The sequence below is a fragment of the Methylobacterium sp. NFXW15 genome (assembly GCF_049887755.1).
In the GTDB taxonomy this organism is placed as follows: domain Bacteria; phylum Pseudomonadota; class Alphaproteobacteria; order Rhizobiales; family Beijerinckiaceae; genus Methylobacterium.
The window spans coordinates 173,291-193,426 of the sequence record NZ_JAGEKG010000003.1; the positions used below are offsets into that span (position 1 = coordinate 173,291).

Here is a 20,136-nt window from a genome sequence, read left to right on the forward strand (position 1 = left end):
GTCCCTTGATCAGGCACATGACGTCAAGGATTGCGGCGCTGAAATTTTGCTTATGACAACCGACAATTTCGAGTGCGGTACATTGCCAAGCAAAGCTTCCGATTGTCCTCTTTAAAAATCTCATAAAGAGGGCGCTGATCTGCTTTGGGCCTCAGAAGGCTCGCAGGAGGCGTTGCCATCGAAAGCTGCCGCGCCCCCTGTCCAGAAAATCGGCGCGCGAGACCGCTGCGTCTCCATACGCATCGTCGTTGCAGCTCAGAGTTCGCCCAGACTGAGCGCCGTCTCGCCGACAGAGCCGACCCGGTTCGACACCCCATCCGGCTCATGCCTGAAACTCCCGGCCAGACTTGCCGAATGGTCAGGCTTGTATTTTCTTTAAAATCCCGATCGACATTGGGTAGTTTTGGCGCCACGTCATCTAAAAGTATCTATATTGCAACATGTTCCCGGACCGTGAGTGAAGCATCGGGAATCATTGCAACAACAGTTTGACCGGGATCTGCTTGGCAATTTAGCAATCGATTGCGCGCAAGGACGCGCTGCCGCGTCATAAGCGGCCAACTGATAAATCGGGGGACGCATCGTGATCAGTTCGGGCATCGGCGGATTGCGCCGCTCGCTTCTTGCCGGCGTGCCGGCCTGGGCTGCCTTCGTCGCCGGAGCGCACGTGACAAGCGCTGAAGCGGCCTGCGCCCCAGGGACGCCCACAGCCGGTCAGACGGTGACCTGCTCGGGCCCATCGGCGGCCTTCATCGCTCCGGCTGGTGTGAATGCCCTGACCGTCGCCATCACCCCCGACGCCACCGTTGCGGCGACGCAGACCAGCGCCGGTAACAACCCGAGCTTCACCAATGTTCGCGTGAACGGGTCGAGCACCATCAACAATGCGGGTACGATTACCAATCCCGCGTCGCAGAACCGCGATAATTATGGCGTGAACATCGCGGGTGATCTCTCGACCCTCAACAATAGCGGGTCGATCACTCTCACTGCCCCTGCCGGCAACACGGCGACCCGGGTCTACGGCGTTTATTCCAGCGCGCCGAACGGAAGCCAGTACGCAAGCACCACCGTCACCAATAGCGGATCCATCTCGGTCACGCAGAACGGCAACGGTATCGCGCGCGGCATCTATTCCGGCGAGAACACGACGCTGTTCACCATCAACAACACGGGGCTGATCTCTGCGGCACGCGGCAGCACTGCGACCGCGAGCACGAACGCCGTGGCGGCAGTCGATTCCGACGACGACACCGACCGGCTCGTCGTGAACAACGCGGCCAACGGACGTATCTCCGCCAGCGGTACGAACAGCCGAGCCTTTAGCGGGCGAGCCGCCCAGTATGAGATCAACAACAGCGGTACGATCAGCAACACCACTGCGGGCGGTGCCGCGATAGCGACCTTCGCGCTCAATGCCGGCAATGCGGGAGATGCGACGACACCGCGCGCCTACAATACGGTCATCACCAACACGGCGACGGGCGTCATCAACGGTGATGTCCGCAATACGGATCAGGACCTTCAGACCGCGGCGACGGTCGTGAACCTGCGCCGATCCGGCACGCTCACCAATGCCGGCATCATCAACGGCAACGTGTCCTTCGGTGGCGGCAACCAGACCGTCACCAACACCGGCACCATTTCGGGGGGCATCAGCTTCCTCGACGTCGCCACGACGGTCAACACCGTGAACCTCGGCACCGGCTCGACGGTCGGTGGGGCGATCACGGCGCAAGGCCTCGGGACCAACGCGCTGAACCTCTCGGGCACCGGCACCTTCGCCAACAGCCTTTCCGGCTTCACCAGCCTCACACAGACCGGAGCAGGCACCGCCTGGACGCTGGGGTCGAACTCGGTCGTGGCCCTGTCCGGCAACCTGACCGTCGCCGGTGGCAATCTGACCCTCGCGGCGGGCTCGCAGCAGACAATCGGCGGCGTGATCCAAGTGACGGGTTCCGGCGCGCAGCTGACGGTGAACAACACCCTCGCCAAGACGGTGAACCTCTCCGGCTCGAACACGACCCTGGTGAACAACGGCACCATCACCGGAACCGGTGCGGCGGGTCGTGCCAACACGGCGGCCAACCGCGTCTACGGCGTCCTGTCCAATTCGACGGGGGCGGATTTCGCCAACGTGGCGGTCGTGAACAACGGCACCATCGCGGTGACCGAGAACGGTATCGGCATCTCGCGCGGCGTCTATGCGGGCGAAAACATCGCCTCCCTAAGCGTCACCAACGCGGGCACCCTCTCCGCCACACGCGCGGCAGGCAGTACCGGCACGGCCGCCGTGGCGGCGATCGATTCCGACGACGACGTCGCCGCGCTCACCGTCACCAACCAAGCGGGTGGGCGCATCACCGCCGCGGGCACCAATGTCCGGGCGATCCAGGGCCGGGCGAAGAGCTTCACGATCACCAATGCCGGGACGATCGCGGCCTCTTCGGGCGCGCAGGCCATCGTCGTCTATGGCGCGGGTAACGCCTCCCTGACCAATAGCGGGACCATCACCGGCGATGTCCGCTTCACGGACGCGGATCCGCAGAGCACCACCACCGCCAACCGGCGCAACTCCACCACCGTCAACAGCGGCACGATCAACGGCAACCTCATCTACGGGATGGGCAACCAGACCCTGACCAATACCGGCACGATCAGCGGGGCGATCACCTTCGCCGACATCGCCACCAGCCGCAACAGCGTCACCCTCGGCACCGGATCGGTGGTCGGCGGCGCGATCACGGCGACGGGGCGCGGCACGAACGCCCTTCTTCTCACGGGGACTGGGACGCTCGCGAGCAACGTGGTCGGCTTCTCCACCTTCACGCAGACCGACGGCGCCTGGACCCTGGCCTCGGGCACGACCCAGAACGTCTCCGGCGGCGCGACCGTGGCCGGCGGCACCCTCACCGTGAACTCCGCGCTGAACGCGGCGACGCAGGTCGCGGCGGGCGCGACGCTCGGCGGAACGGGCACGATCACCGGCGCAGTGACCAACGCGGGCACCGTTGCGCCGGGGAGCGCCGCTGCGCCCTACGGAACGCTGACCGTCGCGGGCAACTACACGCAAGCGCCGGGCGGCACCCTTGCCATCGCAGTGGCGCCGGGCGCCAACGCAAAGGTGGCCGTGACCGGTCAGGCGCAGCTCAACGGTGCCCTCGTCCTGAACGGAGCCGCAGGCACCTACGCGCCGGGCACCACCTACACCGTCCTATCCGCCGGTTCGACGACGGGGGCCTTCACCTCGGTGTCCGCGACGGGGATTCCGACGCTCCTCGCCGCGGCCCTGGCCTCGAATGGCAACGCCACGACGGTCACCCTCGCGCAGCAGAGCTTTGCCCTCGTCGCCCGTACCGACAACCAGCGCAGCGTGGCACGCGGCGTCGATACGCTGCTTGCCGGCAACCGAGCCGCGCTCACGGTGCTCGACAATCAGAGCGACGCACAGAATGCCGCGACCCTCGACCGGCTCTCGGGCCAGGGCTACGCCTCCGTGGCGGATCCCGTGCTCCGCTCCGGCCGCGCCTTCGGCAGCCAGATGATGGCCCGCGCCTACGCGGCGGGGAGCGAGGCGGGATCGACCGGCTTCGTCCTGCCTCCGGCGGTCTACGCTGCCGACTTGCCCGCCCGTGGGCCGGTGCCTGCGCCGCGCTTCGTCGAAGTGAACCGCGGCTACGGCGTGTGGGCGACGGGCTATGGCCAGTTCGGGCATGTCGACTCCACCGCCAACGCGGCGGGGCGTAGCGAGACCGTCGCGGGCATGGCGGCGGGCATCGACATGCATCCGACCACGAGCACGGTGGTCGGCGTCGCGGTGGGCTACGGCTCCGTCGACGTCTCGCTCCGGCGCACCGGCGAGCGGGCGCATGTCGACAATGCGCAGGTCGGTGTCTACGGCGGCTACACGGACGGCGCGTTCTACGCCAACGGCGCTCTGGGCTATGCCCGCGCCGAGGGCCGCGTGAACCGCTCCCTCGGCCTGCAGCAACTCCAGCCCGGCGGCGCCCAGGGTGATATCGGCGGCGACCAGTTCATCGCGGCAGGTGAACTCGGCTACCGGGTGCCCGTCGCCACCGCGACGCAGATCGTCCCCCTCGTCGGCTATCAGGTGAACACCTTCAGCCAGGATCGGGTGCGCGAAACCGGCGGCGGCCTGTTCGACCTGACTGTCGCGGGCAAGGACTTCCTGTCCGCGCGGACGCTGGTCGGCGGACGGATCGAGACGGCCACGGCCGTCGCAGGCAAGCCCGTTTCGCTCTGGGTGAAGGCGGCCTACGTCCACGACTTCGCGGATGTGAACCGGACGATCAGCACGAGCTTCACCCTCGCGCCGACCGTGCCGTTCCTCGTCACCGGACGTCGGCTCGACCGGGACCGCGCCCTCGTCTCGGCGGGTCTCGGCATGGAGTTCGCTCCGCGCCTTCAAGGCTTTATCGCTTACGACGCAGAGCTTGCCTCCACCGACACGATCCAGGCCGTGCGCGGCGGGGTGCGCTACGCCTTCTGATCAGTATCGGCGGAAGCGCACGAGGGTAGAGAGAGGTTTGGACGAGCGAGAACCGGGCAAGTCATTCTGTCTGTCCGGTTCCTGCAGATTATCATAAAACAGCAATATTCTAGAAGGATCACGTCATAACGTCAGGTCGTCTAAAGTTTCGATCTGGCGCAAGACTGTGAAGCGAGCCTCCGTCCATGATCGCCGGGGCGCGAAGGCGAGATTCGCATCGCCGGCCCCGCCCTGATGGCGGGCTATCTCGGCAGCGACGAGAAGCCGGTCAAGAACGGTTGGCTGCACACCGGCGATCTCGGCAGTTTCGACGCGGACGGCTATCTCGCCATTACCGGCCGGATCAAGGACGTGATCATCCGGGGCGGCGAGAACATCTCGCCGGCTCTGATCGAGCGGCACCTCGCCATCCATCCCACCATCCGCGATTGCTGCGTGGTGGGCGCCCCCGATGCCGATCTCGGCGAGGTGCCCGTGGCCTTCGTGGTGCTGCGCGACGGGGCGGGCCTCGACGAGCCCGGCCTGCAGGATTTCGTGCGGGCCTCGCTCGCCCGCATCTACATCCCCGCCCGGATTCGTCCCGTGGAGACACTGCCGCTGAATGCCGTTGGCAAGGTCAACCGGAAGGTCCTTCGCGACCTTGCTGGTCGACAGTAAAGTGATGATGCTCACGTGCCTCCGTCTTTGCGAGCGTTAGCGAAGCCATCCAGGGCAGCGGGACGCTTCAGAACGGTGCGCCTCCTTGGGTTGCTTCGCTGCGCTCGCAAAGACGGCCGGGAATCCATCGACGGGAGCGGCTCGGGGTTTGACCACGTCGCGGCCTCCGACCGTTCGAACGTCGCCAGCCGGGGGATCGCCCGTCGCCGAGCCAGGAACCAAGCCGCTCGGGGATGACTTCCAACACCGCACGACCATCCCGTGCCCGGAGGAGAGGGAGCGAAGTATCTTGGTGACCACGCATCGTCGTTTCGGCTCCGGTCGTACCAAGGCCATCCTGTTCACCGGCCTCATCGCCCTCTTTCCGGGGGCCATCACCCTGACAGGCCCGGCCGCCGCTCAGTCGGCGGGCAGCGCCATCGACCAGCCCACGGCCGGCACCCTCCCGCCCGGGACGTCGACCGTGAAGGGCAGCGGCGCCGCGCCGCGAGACCAGTCGACCGGACAGGTCGCTCCGCCTAGCGCGATCCAATCCTCGACGGACGTGATGCAGTCGGAGGGTGCGGTTCAAAGCAAGGACCAGGGCGGAAGGACCGACCCGATCGAGCACCTGCCCAAAGACATGCGCCGCTGATCGACACGCGCTTCTGCGGCGGGGTGACGTCCCGTCGCTCTCCGCGGACGGCTCGTCCTGGGCTCGACACTGGGCATCGTGGCGCGCCGCACGCTCAAGGATCTGCCCGAGCAGGACGCCGCCTGACGCCGTCAACCGGCGTCGTCACCCTTCTCCGATCCGCCCCTTCGGAGCGCCACCCATGACATGGGACGGCTCGACCACCGTCGTCTAGGCCACCCGTCGCGGCGTTCCTGCCCTGGCTGTGGGTCTCCATCGTCCTCGTCCTGGCGGGGGCGGAACTCGATATGGCCATTCGCGACGAGAACGGCTTGTACAGTTTCTTGCCGCGCGGCGATGCCATGGCCGTTCAATCGATCGTGTTGTGAGCGGGTGCCGGATCGTCTTGAAAACGATGGCTTCCCTTCCGATCTCCGGACTGCGCCTGCGGTTGGGCGCTCTACGGAGAAGATCATGCCGCACCACGACACCACGGCCCTCTCGGGCATCATCAAGCACGTCTTCGCGCACCGCTTCACCTTGGAGGCCGAGGGGCAGACCCATCTGGCCGATCTCGGTCCGAAGGGGGCACAGGCCTTCCCGCTCTCACCGGGCTTGGCCGTGAGTCTGGAAGGCGAACGTCGGCCCTCCGAAATCAAGGTCACGAGGATCGAGACCGCCGGGCGCGAGCCCGTAGAGGTCGAGCACAAGAAGCCGAACCACGCCCCAGGCCATCGGCATGCGGACGCCCCGGCCGACGCAAACGTCGTTCTCGCGGCGGCGCGAAAAGCAGGTTGGGAGTCCCACGGCGAGCCGCGCCGCAAGCCCAAGCACTTCGAGGTGCTGGCGCGCCAAGGACAAGGCGCATGGAGCGAACTCCATATCGACTTCGCAGGCGCCATCTACAAGCAGAAGCCTGCCGACGCCGAGAAGTGGTCGCTCCCGGCTTGATCGGTACGGCCTGATCAGGCTGTGGGGCCGTCGAAAGGCGGTCCCACACATGAGATCTGCTCAACACGGGCGACGGTCTCAACACGCGTTCGGACGTCGTGCCTTTCTTGGCCGGCCTCTCCCGGGATATATCGGCGCGACCGGAAGACCCCTTAGGCTAGGACATTCGAGGTGCCGGACTTCAAGGAAGAGGCCCGTATCATTCGCGAATTGACGCGAGCGGGCGCTGGGCCGGACCCCTTCTCATCGGCCGTTCGCGCCACGCGCATGCCGATGCTGATCACCGATCCGCGCCGGGACGACAATCCGATCGTGTTCGCGAATGCGGCCTTCGCTCGGCTCACGGGCTACGGCCGGGAGGAGATCCTCGGCCGGAACTGCCGATTCCTGCAGGGGCCGGAGACCGACTGCCTCGACGTCGCGCGCCTGAGGGAGGCGATCGAGAGCCGGACGCCGATCGAACTCGACCTTCTGAACTACAAGAAGGACGGCTCGACCTTCTGGAATCGCCTCCTCGTCTCGCCTGTGTTCGGGGATGACGGCCAACTCACGTATTTCTTCGCCTCGCAGTTCGACGTCACGCTGGAGCGCGAGCGCCTCGTTCGCCTCCAGCGTGACCGGGATGTCCTGGAAGCCGAGGTTGGGCGGCGCAACGCCGATTTGCTGGCCAGCGAGGAGCGGCTGCGTTTCGCGCTGGAAGCGGGGCAACTCGGGAGCTGGAGCATCGACCTCGACACGGGACACCTGACGGTCTCCGACAGCTGCAAGGCGATCTGCGGACGCCAGCCCGGTGATCCGCTGAGCCTCGAGGAATTGCAGGCTTCGATCCATCCGGAGGACCGGGCGATCCAGCGGGATGCCATCGCGCAGGCGATCGCGAACCGGTCGCTCCTCGACGCTGAGTACCGTCTGACGACCCCCGCCGGTCAGGAGCGGTGGGTCCAGATCAGAGGGAAAGCGCATTACCGTGCGGACGGGACGCCGCTCCTGATCACGGGGACCTCGCAGGACATCACCGAGCGCAGGGCCGTGCAGAGCCAGCGCGCGCTCCTGACTCGCGAACTGCATCATCGCGTGCAGAACACGCTGGCTTCGCTCAGCGCCATCGTTTCACAGACCATGCGGCGCGCCGCCTCGGTCGAGGACGCTGCCGCGACGTTGACGGCGCGCATCCAAGCCATGGCGGCTGCCAACACCCTCCTCATCACCGAGGATTTCGGCAGCGTTTCGATGCAGGATCTGGTCAGGCGCTCGCTCGCACCCTTCGGCGTCGAGGACGCCGCCCGGTTCGATCTTGCGGGACCGGACCTGCGCCTGCCTCCGCAGGTCGTCGTCGCCTATGCCCTGGCCCTGCACGAACTGGCCACCAACGCGAGCAAGTACGGGGCGCTGTCCAACGCCACCGGCGTCGTCGAAATCACGTGGAGCATCACGGGCGAGGCCGGGCATCCGCTCCTGCATGTGGTCTGGCGGGAGCGCGGAGGTCCCCCGGTCAGTCCACCGCGTCAGACGAGCTTCGGCACGCAACTGCTCAAGCGCGTCCTGGCCACGGAAATCGGTGGGCGGGTCGATGTCGATTTCCGCCCCGAAGGCCTCGTCTTTACCGCCATCGCGCCCGTGGCGAGCCCCGATCCGGAGGTGCGCTCACCGACCCTGTGACCGCGTGCGTGCCCTCGTTTCTCGTCGATGCATCAGAGCGGGCTCGAGAGCCACGCCTCGATCTGCTCGGCGAGCCAAACGGCAGGGCCGCTTCCCGCGAACCACAGGAGCAGGACGGACGCAGCGAGGACCGTCACATTGTCGACCCGTTCACTGCCGAGCACGCCCACGACCGCGAACAGGAGGAAGACGGCGAGGATGCCCGTCGCAACCTGCAGCGAGCCGGCGATCCGCCTGACACGCGTCCTGCGGCCGTACTCCAAGCGCCGCGCTGCAAAGTCGTGGTCAGCACTCACCGTACGCCTCACCGCTCCCGGCCGTCCTGCCTCTCGCACGTCGCCCCCGCTCGGCGCCTGACGACCCGAGCCGAACCACGTCGCCGCAGAATACACCTTGCTGATGAGGCGGTCGTAAACAGTATGATGGTCGCGCTGTCCTTCGATGGCCCGCAGCGCTCCTGACCTTCCTGCGACACGGGATCGCTGCCGCCGATGCAGCGGTCAGGGGCGCACGCAGTCGGCAAAAGTATCGGACGTGAACGGTTCGATGAATTGGACGGCGATACCCTTCGGAATCAGCCGCACCACCGTCGCGTAGCGCGCGCCGACCCGCACGCGAGTGCCGATGAACGGCAGCGCATCGGTGTTCAGATCGATCGCAGCGCCGGAGAGGGAGATGTCCTGGATCATGCCGGGCAGCACGATGGTCTCGCCGAGCCGGACTTCGACCTCACGATGTTTGGGCACGATGCGGGGGGCGCCGCGCAACTCGGCGCTTTGCACGCACCGTTTCGCATGCCAGTCGAGCCGGGCGGCGACACGGCCGCGATGATCTTCCGGGATCCGCAGACTGAGGACGAATCCCTGTTTGGTGATACTTTTGACCCTGCCGGGCAAGATGCCGATGTAATCGAGCGAGCACACCACGACCTGCCCAATCTCGACGCGGATCTTGGCAATGATCACGGCCGATTGCAGGCTGATCTGCTCCGCACGGCATGGAAACTCCGTCCCCCCGGCGAGCATCGCCCGACCACGGATGACGTGATCGGCGTTGGCATTCTGGCTGCCGGAATCTCGAACTGGATTCATGTCGTCGAGTTCAGGTGCCCCCATCGCCGCCTGCCCCCTTCCAAGGTTGTGACGCCGACCCCGCCTGTAAGCGGGAATATCGGAATGAGCCGGTACTTCAAGCTCAATCTTACTACCTGAAGTATCATCAAATTTCTTAAACAAAAATGTTTCGATTCCTGTACCGGTATAGATGCAAGGCGTACTAATTTATACAAATCGACATGTCGAAGATCCGGAGGGGTGAAGGTTCCTCCGGCGCGTCGTATAGTCGTCGCACCGGACTCGGTGGCCGTTGCCCGCAGTTCGGCGCCGTACGTTGAGATCATCCTGGTAATCCAGCCCGCCGGTGTCTCGGCTCCATCGATCATCGATCGCGGACCGACTTCGCAATGCTAGGCCCACGAGCGAGGCGATGCCCACGAGCGAGTGAACGGCTCCGGAACACTCCTGAATTCACTGCGAACGCGAACCACCATTCCGGTGCCGGTCGGCTTCGCTTCAGAACGCCTTGATGCGGGCGCGATGCCGCAGGTCCCTCGCTCCCTCATTCGATGCAGACCGGGCGCTTGATCTGGTGGCGCGCGACCGGAATGGTGGAGCATGGCTCGCAAGCGCAATCACCTGACGACCGACCTGATGGCCGATGCCCTGCATCGGCTCGGTATCGGTGCCGCTGCGGTGGACCGCGAGGCCCTGCGCCTCCGCCTGGGCTTGCCCGAGTACAATGGCTTCGTCGAGGACGAGGCGGTCGCCGCCGCTCTCCGGGACGGTGGTGCGCGGCGCGCCTTCGCCGAAACGGGCGTCGCCGCCCTTCGTTCGACGGTACCGGCGCTGCGATCCGAACCGGGGCGCGACGACGACCTCGTGTGGCGGCTGCGGGTGAAGATCCCGCTCCTCGACGATGGCCGCCTCGATCTTCGCATCGACGTTCCACCGAACGAGACGGCTGCGCATATCCTGGAGGAGATGGCGTTGGGCAACGACCCGGCGCGACAGCTGGATGGCCTGCGCGCGGCCCTCGCCGCGACCGCCACGCAACTCGAAGGCACCTTATGCCGGGCGGTCGCCCGGCTGCGGGACCAGATCCGTGACGACCTGCACGAAACCGGTGCCGACGCGCCGACCTACATCGCCCATCTCGACCGGTCGCTCCGCTCGCGGGTCTTCACACCCGCGCCGAACCTCGCGCACGTCATCGGCGACACGCTCAAGACCGTCCGCACCCGGGCGAAGGTGGTGGCCCGCGAGGAATCCGGTCGGCGGCGCCTGCGCGACCGGGTCGGCTTCGGCAGCTATATCGACAAGTTCGTACCCGCCCGTCGGCTGAACCGGCGGATCGTGTTCCACATGGGACCGACCAATTCCGGCAAGACCTACGCGGCGCTTCAAGCGCTGGCGAAGGCGCCGACCGGGACCTATCTCGCGCCGCTGCGGCTGCTCGCGCTGGAGAATTACGAAAATCTGCTGGAACGCGGGCTCCGCGCCGGCATGGTCACCGGCGAGGAGGTTCTGGGCGAGCCCGATCCCAGCCATACCGCACGCACCATCGAAACGGCGGATCTTCGCCGCCCCGTCGACATCGCGGTGATCGACGAGATCCAGATGCTGTCCGATCCCGACCGTGGCTGGGCCTGGACCAATGCGCTGTTCGGGATCCCGGCGAAGACCGTCATCGTCTGTGGCTCGGACGACGCCCTGTCGCATGTCCGCCGCGCGGCGGAGGCGGCCAACGAGTCCCTCGACGTCGTGACCTTCGAGCGCAAGACGCCGCTGGTGGCTCTGGAAGAGCCCGTCCCCCTCGAGGACGTGCAGCCCGGTGATTCCGTCGTCGCCTTCTCGCGCCGGGCCGTGCACGAGATCCGCGAGACCCTCGTGGTGGCCGGGCGGAGCGTCGCGACGATCTACGGCGCCCTGTCGCCGGAGGTGCGGCGCGCCGAAGCGCGGCGGTTCCGCGACGGCGAGGCCGAAGTGCTGGTCACCACCGATGCGATCGGGATGGGCCTCAACCTCGGGCCACTCAAGCGCGTGATCTTCTCGGCGGTCACGAAATGGGACGGCACGGCGACCCGTCCGCTCACCAACCCGGAAATCCGGCAGATCGCCGGGCGAGCCGGACGGTTCGGCCATCAAGACGAGGGTCACGTCTCGGCGACGGACGATGTGAGCCTCGGCCCGATCCGCGATGCGCTTGCCGGGGCTCCGACGGCGCCCGCCGCCGACACCCGGTTCTATGTCAGGCCGGACCTCATCGCGATCGAGGCGGCGGCCATGGAGCTCAACACCGCATCGCTCGCCGACGTGCTGGTCCATTTCTCACGCGCGACCTTCTATGACGGCTCGCCGTTCCAGCCCTCCGAGATGGAGGAGGCGCTGGAGGCCGCGCGTGCGGTCGACAGGGCAGGATTGCCGATCCGGGAGGCTTTCGTCTTCGCGGTCGCCCCGATCGACCGCCGCGACGTGGCGTCGAAGGCCGTGCTCGACCGCTGGGTCCAGGCCCGCGCGGCGGGCGCTTTCGTCCCCGCCTTGCGCGCCCGGGTCGATGGCGAACTCGATGACCTCGAACGCACGGTCAAGCTCGCCGCCGCCTATCTCTGGCTCGCCCGGCGCTTCCCCGACACGTTCGATGAGGTGGAGGCGACGAAAACCTTGCGTGGCCGTGCCAACGCGGCCATCGAGACGCAACTCAGGGAAACGGCGTCGCGGACGATCGCGCGCGGCTCGACGCTCGAGGGCGTCCCTTGAGCGTCACCCGCCCCATCCTGTTCGCTGTCGGGTGATCGGCGCCCGTTCAGTAGCGGGTGATGAAGCGCAGGCCGAGCACGGTGGAATTGCGCACCCGCTTGCCGTCCGGATCGCGCGGGTTGGCGATCCCGCCCCCTGGATGGACGATGTATTGAACGGTCGGTTGCAGGGCGATGCCGGGGGCGAGCACGGCCTGATAGGTCGCCTCCACCAGCGTCTCGGCGCTGCGGCGAGGGGTCGGCGTGTCGCCCTGCACGGCGGCGATCGTATCGAGGCGCCGGGCCGCGCGGGAAATGTGGGTGAAGCCGAGGGCGAGGCCCAGCGTGTCATCGGAACGAACGGGGAACAAGCCGCGATAGGCGATGCCGGTGTCCACATAAACGTCCACGAGGTTGCGGTCGCTAGGTGAGGCGGACGCGCGCAGGAAGACGCTGGCGCCGTCGTTCGGGTCGTCCGGCTCCTGGTAGATCGTCTGGTCGATCAGCCCGTAGAGGCCGGAATCGCCCGACACCCGGCGGGCGAGGCCGCTCACCGGATCGGGCGTGATCGCATCGACGCGGCCGAACCGGTGCCAGCCTCCGAGCGTCACGGTGCCCGGTCGGCCTTCCGCGCCGGGGCGGGTGTTGTAGGCGTAGGACACCTCCCCGATGACGAGCGGCGGGTCGGAGACGGGAAAACGGATCCCGTTCGGGTTGCGCCGCTGCGGGTCGATCCCGGAGCGTGGGTCGCCGCCGCCCGGCGTGCCGTCGATCAGGCTCGCCTGAAACGAGAGGTCCGGCGTCGGCACGTATTTCAGGCGAACGGTCGGCGCTGAGAGTGGGTAGGCCGGACCGCCATCCACCATGTTCGCCGCGAAGATTTCGGGCCAACCGAAGGTGCCGTTGGCGAACAGGATACTGGTCTGGCTCACCATGTATTCGGTATCGGCGGAGAGCTGGCCGACCCGCAGGAACAGCCGGTCGTCGAACAGGCTCTGCTCCAGCCAGAGTTCCGACAGGCGCGAGGCGGGCAGGGCCTCGATCTCGCTGATCGTCATGAGGTTGCCGACCCGGCTGCGCGAGGTCCCGCTGCCCTGGATCTGGTAGACCGTCGCGTGGGCTGTGGCACCCTTCCAGCCGATGAAGGTATCGAGATCGACATCCACGTCGAGATCGAGGAGCGTCAGGCCGGTCGAGCCCCGTCGCAAGCCACCGCGCAGGTTGCGGTAGGTTTCGGCCACCGAGATCAGCCCGAAGGTGATGCCGTGTCTCTCCAGGAAGGCGCGATACCCGCCGGGGTCGCCCGCCGGTCCCAGGAGCGGCTGGAACGAGGTCGTCACCTCGGCCGCGCGGCCCGCCGAGAAGACCGGCTGGGCCACCGAGGTCTGCGGGTCGCCGCCCGCGCCACCGGGCGAGCCGATGGCGATGGCTTCGGCCGCGACACGCTCGGCCTCGCTCTGTGCCCCGGCGAGATGGGGCTGAAGCCAGAGGCCGAACGCGGCGAGACTACAGAGGATGGTGCGGCAGGCGGAACGCACCTCGACCTCCGGCCCGGGTGGAAAGAACAAGCGACGCCACAGCTTGATCACCGTTCGACGACACCGCAACGCCGATGAGCGATCCGTCTTGGGATGGCAAGGACGCGGACCTCACTGGGACGGTGCGTATGTGGGATGCCGCATCCGGACGGGCTTTGGGTATGGTAGGCGCCGGAGCGGACGTGCCCGCCACCTGATCCGGGGAAACGCCGCCCATGTCGAACCGCGTCCAGTCTGCCCTTCGCGCCGCCGCCGAGGTCGGCGTCGGCCTGTGGGCGGCCTGCAATCGCCTGCGCCTGCCCGGAACGGCAAACCCTTTCGTGGTCGGGGTCCACGAACCGATGCGCGAGGAATTGACGGTGGTGGATCTGCCGGTCACCGGCGCCATCCCGCCCGGCCTCGACGGCCTTTACCTGAAGATGGGCGCCAATCCCGTCCGCCCGGTCACGCGGGGTCATGACTGGTTCCTCGGTGACGGCATGGTGCACGGTCTCGCGATCGAGGGCGGCAGGGCGCTGTGGTATCGCAACCGCTGGATCGGCTCGCGCTCGGCCGCTGCGGCGCTCGGGCGGCCTGCCGCGCCAGGGCCGCGACGGGGCGGTAACGACACCGTCAACACCAACGTGGTCGAGATCGGCGGCCGGATCTTCGCCGTGGTGGAAGCGGGCAGCATCCCGGTCGAACTCTCGCGGACGCTCGAGGAGCAGCGTTACAACCCGCTCGACGGGACGCTGGCCGGCGCCTTCACCGGGCATCCGCACCACGACCCCGTCACCGGCGAGACCCATGCCATCGCCTACGATGGCCGCATCTGGGACAGCGTCCGCCATGTCGTGGTCGCACCGACGGGCCGAGTCGTGCGGGACAGCCCGATCGCCGTCGAACACGGACCCTGCATCCACGATTGCGCCTTCACGACGCGCTTCGTGATCGTGCTGGATCTGCCCGTCACCTTCTCGTTCCGGGCCCTGCTCGCCGGTTACCGCTTCCCGTTCCGCTGGAACCCCGCACACCGGGCCCGCGTCGGTCTCCTGCCTCGCCGGGGGGAGGGCGCCGACATCCTCTGGTGCGATGTCGAGCCCTGTTTCGTGTTCCACGTCGCCAACGCCTATGACGAGGCGGACGGGACGGTGACTCTCGATGTCATCGCCTACGCATCGGTCTTCACGGCCGCCGGGGGCGGTCTCGACGCGCCGGGGCGGCTCGAACGGTGGACGATCGATCCAACGACGCGAAGGGTGGAGCGGCGGCTGCTCGACGCTTCGGCGCAGGAATTCCCCCGCATCGATGAGCGGCGTTTCGGGCAACCCCACCGTTACCTCTACACCGTCAGCGTTCCCGCCGACGGCAACACGCAGCTCGCAGGGGCGACGCAACTCTACAAGCACGATCTCCAGACCGGCGAACGCCACGTGCAGGAGTTCGGTCCCGATCGGATCCCCGGGGAGTTCGTCTTCGTGCCCGCCCATGCCGGAGCGGAGGAGGACGCGGGCTGGCTGATCGGCCTCGTCATCGACACCGCGAACGAGACGACGGATTTCACCGTGCTCGATGCCCGCACCTTCGGATCGCCACCCCTGGCGCGGGTCCGTCTCGGGCACCGGATCCCACCGGGCTTCCACGGCAACTGGTTCCCGGCGCGCGCTCCGGCAGCGCCCATGACCGATCCGCAAAACGCCGTGCGTTGAAGCGCAAGAGGCGCTATTCACACCGCCTGCCCTGGCTCGGGCCCTATCGTGAGGCCCTTACTTGGCACGCGTCCGCTTTTATCTGTTCGCCTTCTACTGGATGTGCTGGACAGCCCTGTTCCTGGCGCCGCTGGCCGTCTTCGCCGTCGCCGGGGCGCCGACGCGTCCCATTCGCGCGGCGACCCGTCTCTGGGCACGCGGTATTCTGTTCGGGCTGCGGCGCTTCATCGGGTTGGACTATGTCGAGGAGGGGCGCGAGCACATCCCCTCCACGCCGTGCCTCATCGTGGCCAACCACCAATCGGCGTGGGAGACGCTGGCCTTCCTCGTGCTCGTCCCGGACGTGGCCATCATCGCCAAGCGCGAATTGCTGGCGATTCCGGTGGTCGGGTGGTTCCTGCGCCGCTCGCCGATGATCGTCATCGATCGCGCCAACGGGACGCAAGCCCTGCGCACGATGATCGAGGGATGCCAGGAGGCCGTCGCGGCGGGCCGGTCGGTGCTGATCTTCCCGGAGGGGACGCGCGGCGAGATGGCCGAGTCGGTGCGCTTCAAGCGCGGGGTCGAACTGCTCTACGGCAAGCTCGGCCTGACGGTGGTTCCGGTTGCCGTCAATTCCGGCCTGTTCTGGCCGGGCGGGGCCACGGCCCGGCCGGGCACCGTCGTCGTCAGCTACCTCTCCGCCATCGCGCCCGGTCTGCCGACCGCCGAGTTCCTGCGTGGGACCGAGACAGCCATCGACCGTGAGCTCGATCGCTGGCGCGGAGCCGGGACACTCTGCGAGGAGGTCTAACCCCGGTCCGTGCCTTCAACCCCGGGATGCAGCCGCGTCGCGTAGCGGCCGTCCACCTGCCAGACCGGCAGTGAACCCTCACGGACGAACATCGCGAACGCGGCCGCGATGGACCGTTCCTGCTCGGGCCGTGTGCGGCCCACCACGCGTCCCACGATGCAGGCTCCCTCGACGCTCCCCGCCTCGGGCGCGCGCAGGTCGAGCGAGAACAGCACGCCCGACCGGTCCGGTCGCAGCCGGTCCGGTAGGGCGGGAATCTTGAGCCACAGGCATTCCCACTGCGCACAGGCGGAAGGGCGCTCCGGGTAGATCCCGCACGCCGTCCCGGTGCAGTGCCGGCACGTGACTCCGGCCGGCTTCTCGAGCGCTGCGATGTCCAGCACCCGGCAGCAGACCGTGCACGTGCCGCAGGAACGGGTCTCGGTCTCCAGGCTCAGGATTCCTCGTCCTCATCGACGTCGACGAGGCCGGTGGGGCTCTCTTCGTCTTCGTCATCGACCACGAAACGCTCGTCGTCGGTCGCGGTGTCTTCGTCGCCATCGTCCTCGATGACAAGGGCGTCATCGCCCTCCGCATCGGCATCCCCGTCCTTGCCGTCGTCCTCGACCTCATCCAGGGAGACGAGCTCCGGGCCCTCCTGCTCGTCTTCCTCGTCCGCCGGCTCCTCGCGGCGCGCGGCCACCGGAGCGGCATACCGGCCGCGTGACGTCACGGCGGCAGCGATCGGGACGATCTCGCCGCTATAGGGCGAGACGACCGGGCTCCTGCCGAGGTCGTAGAACTTCCGGCCCGTGGTCGGACAGGTCAGCTTGTTACCGAGTTCGGGGCGAGGCACTTCAATCTCCTGAGGGTATCTTCCGTCGAAGAGCATGCGGCGAAGACGATGCGCTCGCCGCGACCGGTCCTGGGCGCGCACCATGCTCTTCGGGTCGGGGCTCGCAACGGCCCCGAGGCGGGGGGCTGGGTCGGGAGCGGGGTGGGGTGGCCATGGTGCCTGTCGGGTCACAGGCGGGGGCACGAGAACCCTCAGCCGCCGGGGCCTGAGGAGAGCTCATCCGGCGATGCGATCATTTTGCGCCGAAGGACCGGGTAAAGATAGCCCCATCCCCGTGTCGCCGGACGGACCGGTCACGAAGAGGTCAGCGTCACTCTCTTCCAGCCGGATGGACGACCGATTAGAGAGGCATGCAGGCGAGGGGGCTCGCCGGACGGGGGCACGGGCGAGACGAGGTATGACGCTGCACGCCAAGCTCGGCGCGAGTGGCGGGCGGGCCGGTTCACTGCGGATGGTGGATCTGTTCCGCCTGCACGATTGGAGCGCGACCGCCTTGGGCGACCGCGACGGCTGGTCGTCGGTCCTGCGCACAACGGTCGACATGATGCTCGCGTCGCTGCACCCGATGTGCGTGCTGTGGGGGCCTCAGCGCATCGTCCTCTACAATGACGGGTACGCGGAGATCCTCGGGGCGCGGCACCCGCGTGCGTTGGGTCTGCCGACCGAGGATGTCTGGCCGGAATTGTGGGCCGAGATCGCCCCGCTGATCGACCGGACCTTCCGTGGCGAGAGCCTCGCCTTCCACGACCAGTCCTTCACGATGACGCGCAACGGCTTCGAGGAGCAGGTCTGGTACGACTTCGCCTACTCGCCCCTGCGCGACGAGCACGGCGAGGTCATGGGGCTGCTCAACGTCACCTCGGATTGCACGGCCCGGCATCGCGCCCTGGAACAGCTGCGCGAGAGCGAGGCCTTCATGCGCGATGTGCTCGTCGCGTCCAACGATTGCATCAAGGTGCTCGACCTCGACGCCAAGCTCGTCTTCATGAGCGAGGGGGGCAAGCGCGTCATGGAGGTCTCGGACTTCGGCGCCATCGCCGGATGCCCCTGGCCGGATTTCTGGGAGGGCGCGGGCAACCTCGCCGCGAACGAGGCCATCGCCTCGGCCCGGGCGGGGGTGGCCTCGGCCTTCCAGGGCTATGCCGACACGATGAAGGGCAGCCGACGCTACTGGGACGTCCAGGTCTCGCCCATCGTCGGGGCCGACGGGACGCCGGAGCGGATCCTGTCGATCTCCCGCGACGTCACCGAGCTCAAGGCTGCGGAGGAGGCCCGCGCGGTGCTGGCGCAGGAACTGGCCCACCGCATGAAGAACGCGTTCGCCATGGTGCAGGCCATCGTCACGCAGACGCTGCGCCAAGCGAAGTCGATGGAAGAGGGACGCGCGGCTGTGAGCCAGCGCCTGTCCGCCCTCGGCCGGGCTCAGGACATCCTCACCCGTTCGAACTTCACCGAAGCCGACATCCACGACGTCGTCGCGACCGCCATCGAGCCGCATCGCATCGTGGAGGATCGCATCGCGTGGTCAGGCCCGCACTTCGTCCTCACATCGCAGCAGGCGCTGGGGCTCTCGCTCGCGATCCACGAACTGGCGACCAACGCGGCGAAGTACGGCGCCCTGTCGAACGAGGCCGGCCACGTTGTCATGGCGTGGAAGATCGTGGACGGGGCGTTCGCCTTCGATTGGGTCGAGGCCGGAGGGCCACCCGTGGCCCCGCCCGGGACCCGTGGGTTCGGCTCGAAGTTGATCGAGCGGATCGTCGCGTCCTACTTCGAAGGCGAGGGCCGCCTGACCTTCGACCCAGCGGGCATCAGGTTCAGGCTCACGGGTCTACCCGGCGGCGTGGCGAGTGAGGCGTAGGGGTGCGAGTCGCGTAGGATGGGCCAGGCCTTGCACCCGAACCGCATCGCTGTTCTCGTCGTGGAAGACGATGCCCTGCTGCGTGCCGAGGCGGTCGACCTCTGCATCGAAGCGGGATTCACAGCCTACGAGGCCAGGAACGCGGACCAGGCGATCCACTGTCTCGAGCGCCACTCCGAGATCCACGTGCTGTTCACCGACATCGAGATGGAAGGCTCGATGGACGGGCTGACACTGTCCCACGCGGTCAGGGATCGCTGGCCGCCGGTGGCCATCCTCGTCACGTCCGGACGGCGGAAGGTGGCGAAGGAGGACCTGCCCGAGAACGGGCTGTTCTTCCCCAAGCCCTACTCCCCGGACGACATCGTGAACGCCCTCAACGACATCGCTGTGCGGATCACGCACTGATCGCCCCGGCCTGCTGGTCGATGGCCGTTCAGGGACGTCCTACCGCGCTTGCATGCGCAGCGCGCCGTCGAGACGGATGGTCTCGCCGTTGAGCATCGGGTTCGCCACGATCGCCATGACGAGTCGAGCGTATTCGTCGGGGCGGCCGAAGCGGGAGGGGAAAGGCACGGCCGCACCGAGGCTCGCCTGGACCTCCTCCGGCAGACCCTGGACCATCGGCGTCTCGAATAGGCCCGGTGCGATCGCGCAGACGCGGATACCCAGCGGCGCCAGCTCCCGGGCGACGGGCAGCGTCAGGCCGACGACCCCGGCCTTGGACGCGGCGTAGCCCGCCTGCCCGATCTGTCCCTCGTAGGCCGCGATGGAGGCGGTGGAGATGAGGACGCCCCGTTCCCCGTCCTCCAGGGGGTCGAGACCGGCCGCGCCCGCCGCCACCAGACGCATCATGTTGAACGTGCCGACGAGGTTGATCTGGATGACCTTCGAGAAGGCATCGAGGGAGGCCGGTCCCTGGCGCCCGACGACTTTCGCGGCGGGGCAGATGCCGGCGCAGTTGACGAGGATGCGGGCGACGCCGTGCTCCGACGCGGCGCGGGCGATCGCCGCCTCCGCGCTCGCCCCATCGGCGACATCGCAGGGAAGGGCGAGACCGCCGATGTCGCGCGCGGTGGCTTCGGCGGCATCCGCGTTCAGGTCGAGCAGCGCGACCCTGGCCCCCGCCGCCGCCAGCGCCCGCGCCGTGGCCGCCCCCAAGCCCGAGGCGGCGCCGGTGACGACCGCAGCGATCCCTTGAACCTTCACGATACCCTCCCGAAACCGTCGATCCGCGG

The 20,136-nt window shown here is 67.6% G+C and carries 16 protein-coding genes; 10 read left to right on the forward strand and 6 right to left on the reverse strand.

Features of this window, described 5'->3' with window-relative positions:
• Positions 1-667 precede the first annotated feature (667 nt).
• From J4O73_RS08050 to J4O73_RS08070, 5 genes are all read left to right on the forward strand, one after another.
• On the forward strand, positions 668-4,510 hold the full coding sequence (locus J4O73_RS08050; protein ID WP_426216255.1) for an autotransporter outer membrane beta-barrel domain-containing protein: 3,843 nt from the start codon (positions 668-670) through the stop codon (positions 4,508-4,510).
• Between the two features lie 234 nt (positions 4,511-4,744).
• Positions 4,745-5,167, forward strand: coding sequence for a class I adenylate-forming enzyme family protein (locus J4O73_RS08055; protein ID WP_426216257.1), 423 nt, complete (start codon positions 4,745-4,747; stop codon positions 5,165-5,167).
• A 292-nt stretch (positions 5,168-5,459) separates the two neighbouring features.
• Entirely contained in the window at positions 5,460-5,801 is a 342-nt protein-coding gene (locus J4O73_RS08060) for a hypothetical protein (protein ID WP_426216258.1), read from the forward strand.
• Positions 5,802-6,254: 453 nt separating this feature from the next.
• Entirely contained in the window at positions 6,255-6,731 is a 477-nt protein-coding gene (locus tag J4O73_RS08065) for a hypothetical protein (RefSeq protein WP_426216260.1), read from the forward strand.
• A gap of 171 nt (positions 6,732-6,902) precedes the next feature.
• Positions 6,903-8,390: a PAS domain-containing protein gene (locus J4O73_RS08070; RefSeq protein WP_426216262.1), complete on the forward strand. Its 1,488-nt coding sequence runs from the start codon at positions 6,903-6,905 to the stop codon at positions 8,388-8,390.
• A gap of 32 nt (positions 8,391-8,422) precedes the next feature.
• Here the strand turns inward: J4O73_RS08070 and J4O73_RS08075 are convergent, their stop codons facing one another.
• Together J4O73_RS08075 and J4O73_RS08080 are read right to left on the reverse strand one after the other, a co-directional pair.
• Complete coding sequence (locus J4O73_RS08075; RefSeq protein WP_426216264.1) at positions 8,423-8,686, reverse strand: hypothetical protein; 264 nt, start codon at positions 8,684-8,686, stop codon at positions 8,423-8,425.
• A 204-nt stretch (positions 8,687-8,890) separates the two neighbouring features.
• Positions 8,891-9,505: a PilZ domain-containing protein gene (locus J4O73_RS08080; RefSeq protein ID WP_426216266.1), complete on the reverse strand. Its 615-nt coding sequence runs from the start codon at positions 9,503-9,505 to the stop codon at positions 8,891-8,893.
• Positions 9,506-10,063: 558 nt separating this feature from the next.
• Between J4O73_RS08080 and J4O73_RS08085 the strand changes: the two genes are divergently transcribed.
• On the forward strand, positions 10,064-12,205 hold the full coding sequence (locus J4O73_RS08085) for a helicase-related protein (RefSeq protein WP_426216267.1): 2,142 nt from the start codon (positions 10,064-10,066) through the stop codon (positions 12,203-12,205).
• Positions 12,206-12,251: 46 nt separating this feature from the next.
• Here J4O73_RS08085 and J4O73_RS08090 read toward each other — a convergent pair whose 3' ends face one another.
• Positions 12,252-13,721 (reverse strand): carbohydrate porin, encoded by a 1,470-nt coding sequence (locus J4O73_RS08090; RefSeq protein ID WP_426216269.1) that lies wholly within the window; start codon positions 13,719-13,721, stop codon positions 12,252-12,254.
• A gap of 215 nt (positions 13,722-13,936) precedes the next feature.
• Between J4O73_RS08090 and J4O73_RS08095 the strand changes: the two genes are divergently transcribed.
• On the forward strand, positions 13,937-15,409 hold the full coding sequence (locus tag J4O73_RS08095) for a carotenoid oxygenase family protein (protein WP_426216271.1): 1,473 nt from the start codon (positions 13,937-13,939) through the stop codon (positions 15,407-15,409).
• A gap of 100 nt (positions 15,410-15,509) precedes the next feature.
• Positions 15,510-16,202 (forward strand): lysophospholipid acyltransferase family protein, encoded by a 693-nt coding sequence (locus J4O73_RS08100; protein ID WP_426216861.1) that lies wholly within the window; start codon positions 15,510-15,512, stop codon positions 16,200-16,202.
• Here the strand turns inward: J4O73_RS08100 and J4O73_RS08105 are convergent.
• Complete coding sequence (locus J4O73_RS08105; protein ID WP_426216273.1) at positions 16,199-16,585, reverse strand: hypothetical protein; 387 nt, start codon at positions 16,583-16,585, stop codon at positions 16,199-16,201. The genes J4O73_RS08100 and J4O73_RS08105 overlap by 4 nt on opposite strands.
• A gap of 50 nt (positions 16,586-16,635) precedes the next feature.
• Entirely contained in the window at positions 16,636-17,037 is a 402-nt protein-coding gene (locus J4O73_RS08110; RefSeq protein ID WP_426216274.1) for a TIGR02300 family protein, read from the reverse strand.
• A 397-nt stretch (positions 17,038-17,434) separates the two neighbouring features.
• Between J4O73_RS08110 and J4O73_RS08115 the strand changes: the two genes are divergently transcribed.
• Positions 17,435-18,898 carry a sensor histidine kinase gene (locus tag J4O73_RS08115; RefSeq protein ID WP_426216276.1) on the forward strand — a complete coding sequence of 488 codons (1,464 nt, stop codon included), beginning with the start codon at positions 17,435-17,437 and terminating at the stop codon, positions 18,896-18,898.
• 18 nt (positions 18,899-18,916) lie between these two features.
• On the forward strand, positions 18,917-19,306 hold the full coding sequence (locus J4O73_RS08120) for a response regulator (protein WP_426216278.1): 390 nt from the start codon (positions 18,917-18,919) through the stop codon (positions 19,304-19,306).
• Between the two features lie 39 nt (positions 19,307-19,345).
• Here the strand turns inward: J4O73_RS08120 and J4O73_RS08125 are convergent, their stop codons facing one another.
• Positions 19,346-20,107: an SDR family NAD(P)-dependent oxidoreductase gene (locus J4O73_RS08125; RefSeq protein ID WP_426216280.1), complete on the reverse strand. Its 762-nt coding sequence runs from the start codon at positions 20,105-20,107 to the stop codon at positions 19,346-19,348.
• Positions 20,108-20,136: the final 29 nt, after the last annotated feature.

Bases quoted from the DNA above. Each gene is read 5' to 3' on its own strand.
- J4O73_RS08055 (WP_426216257.1), top strand. From the start codon at position 4,745: ATGGCGGGCTATCTCGGCAGCGACGAGAAGCCGGTCAAGAACGGTTGG.
- J4O73_RS08065 (WP_426216260.1), top strand. From the start codon at position 6,255: ATGCCGCACCACGACACCACGGCCCTCTCGGGCATCATCAAGCACGTC.
- J4O73_RS08080 (WP_426216266.1), bottom strand. From the start codon at position 9,505: ATGGGGGCACCTGAACTCGACGACATGAATCCAGTTCGAGATTCCGGC.
- J4O73_RS08085 (WP_426216267.1), top strand. From the start codon at position 10,064: ATGGCTCGCAAGCGCAATCACCTGACGACCGACCTGATGGCCGATGCC.
- J4O73_RS08095 (WP_426216271.1), top strand. From the start codon at position 13,937: ATGTCGAACCGCGTCCAGTCTGCCCTTCGCGCCGCCGCCGAGGTCGGC.
- J4O73_RS08100 (WP_426216861.1), top strand. From the start codon at position 15,510: ATGTGCTGGACAGCCCTGTTCCTGGCGCCGCTGGCCGTCTTCGCCGTC.
- J4O73_RS08115 (WP_426216276.1), top strand. From the start codon at position 17,435: ATGACGCTGCACGCCAAGCTCGGCGCGAGTGGCGGGCGGGCCGGTTCA.
- J4O73_RS08120 (WP_426216278.1), top strand. From the start codon at position 18,917: ATGGGCCAGGCCTTGCACCCGAACCGCATCGCTGTTCTCGTCGTGGAA.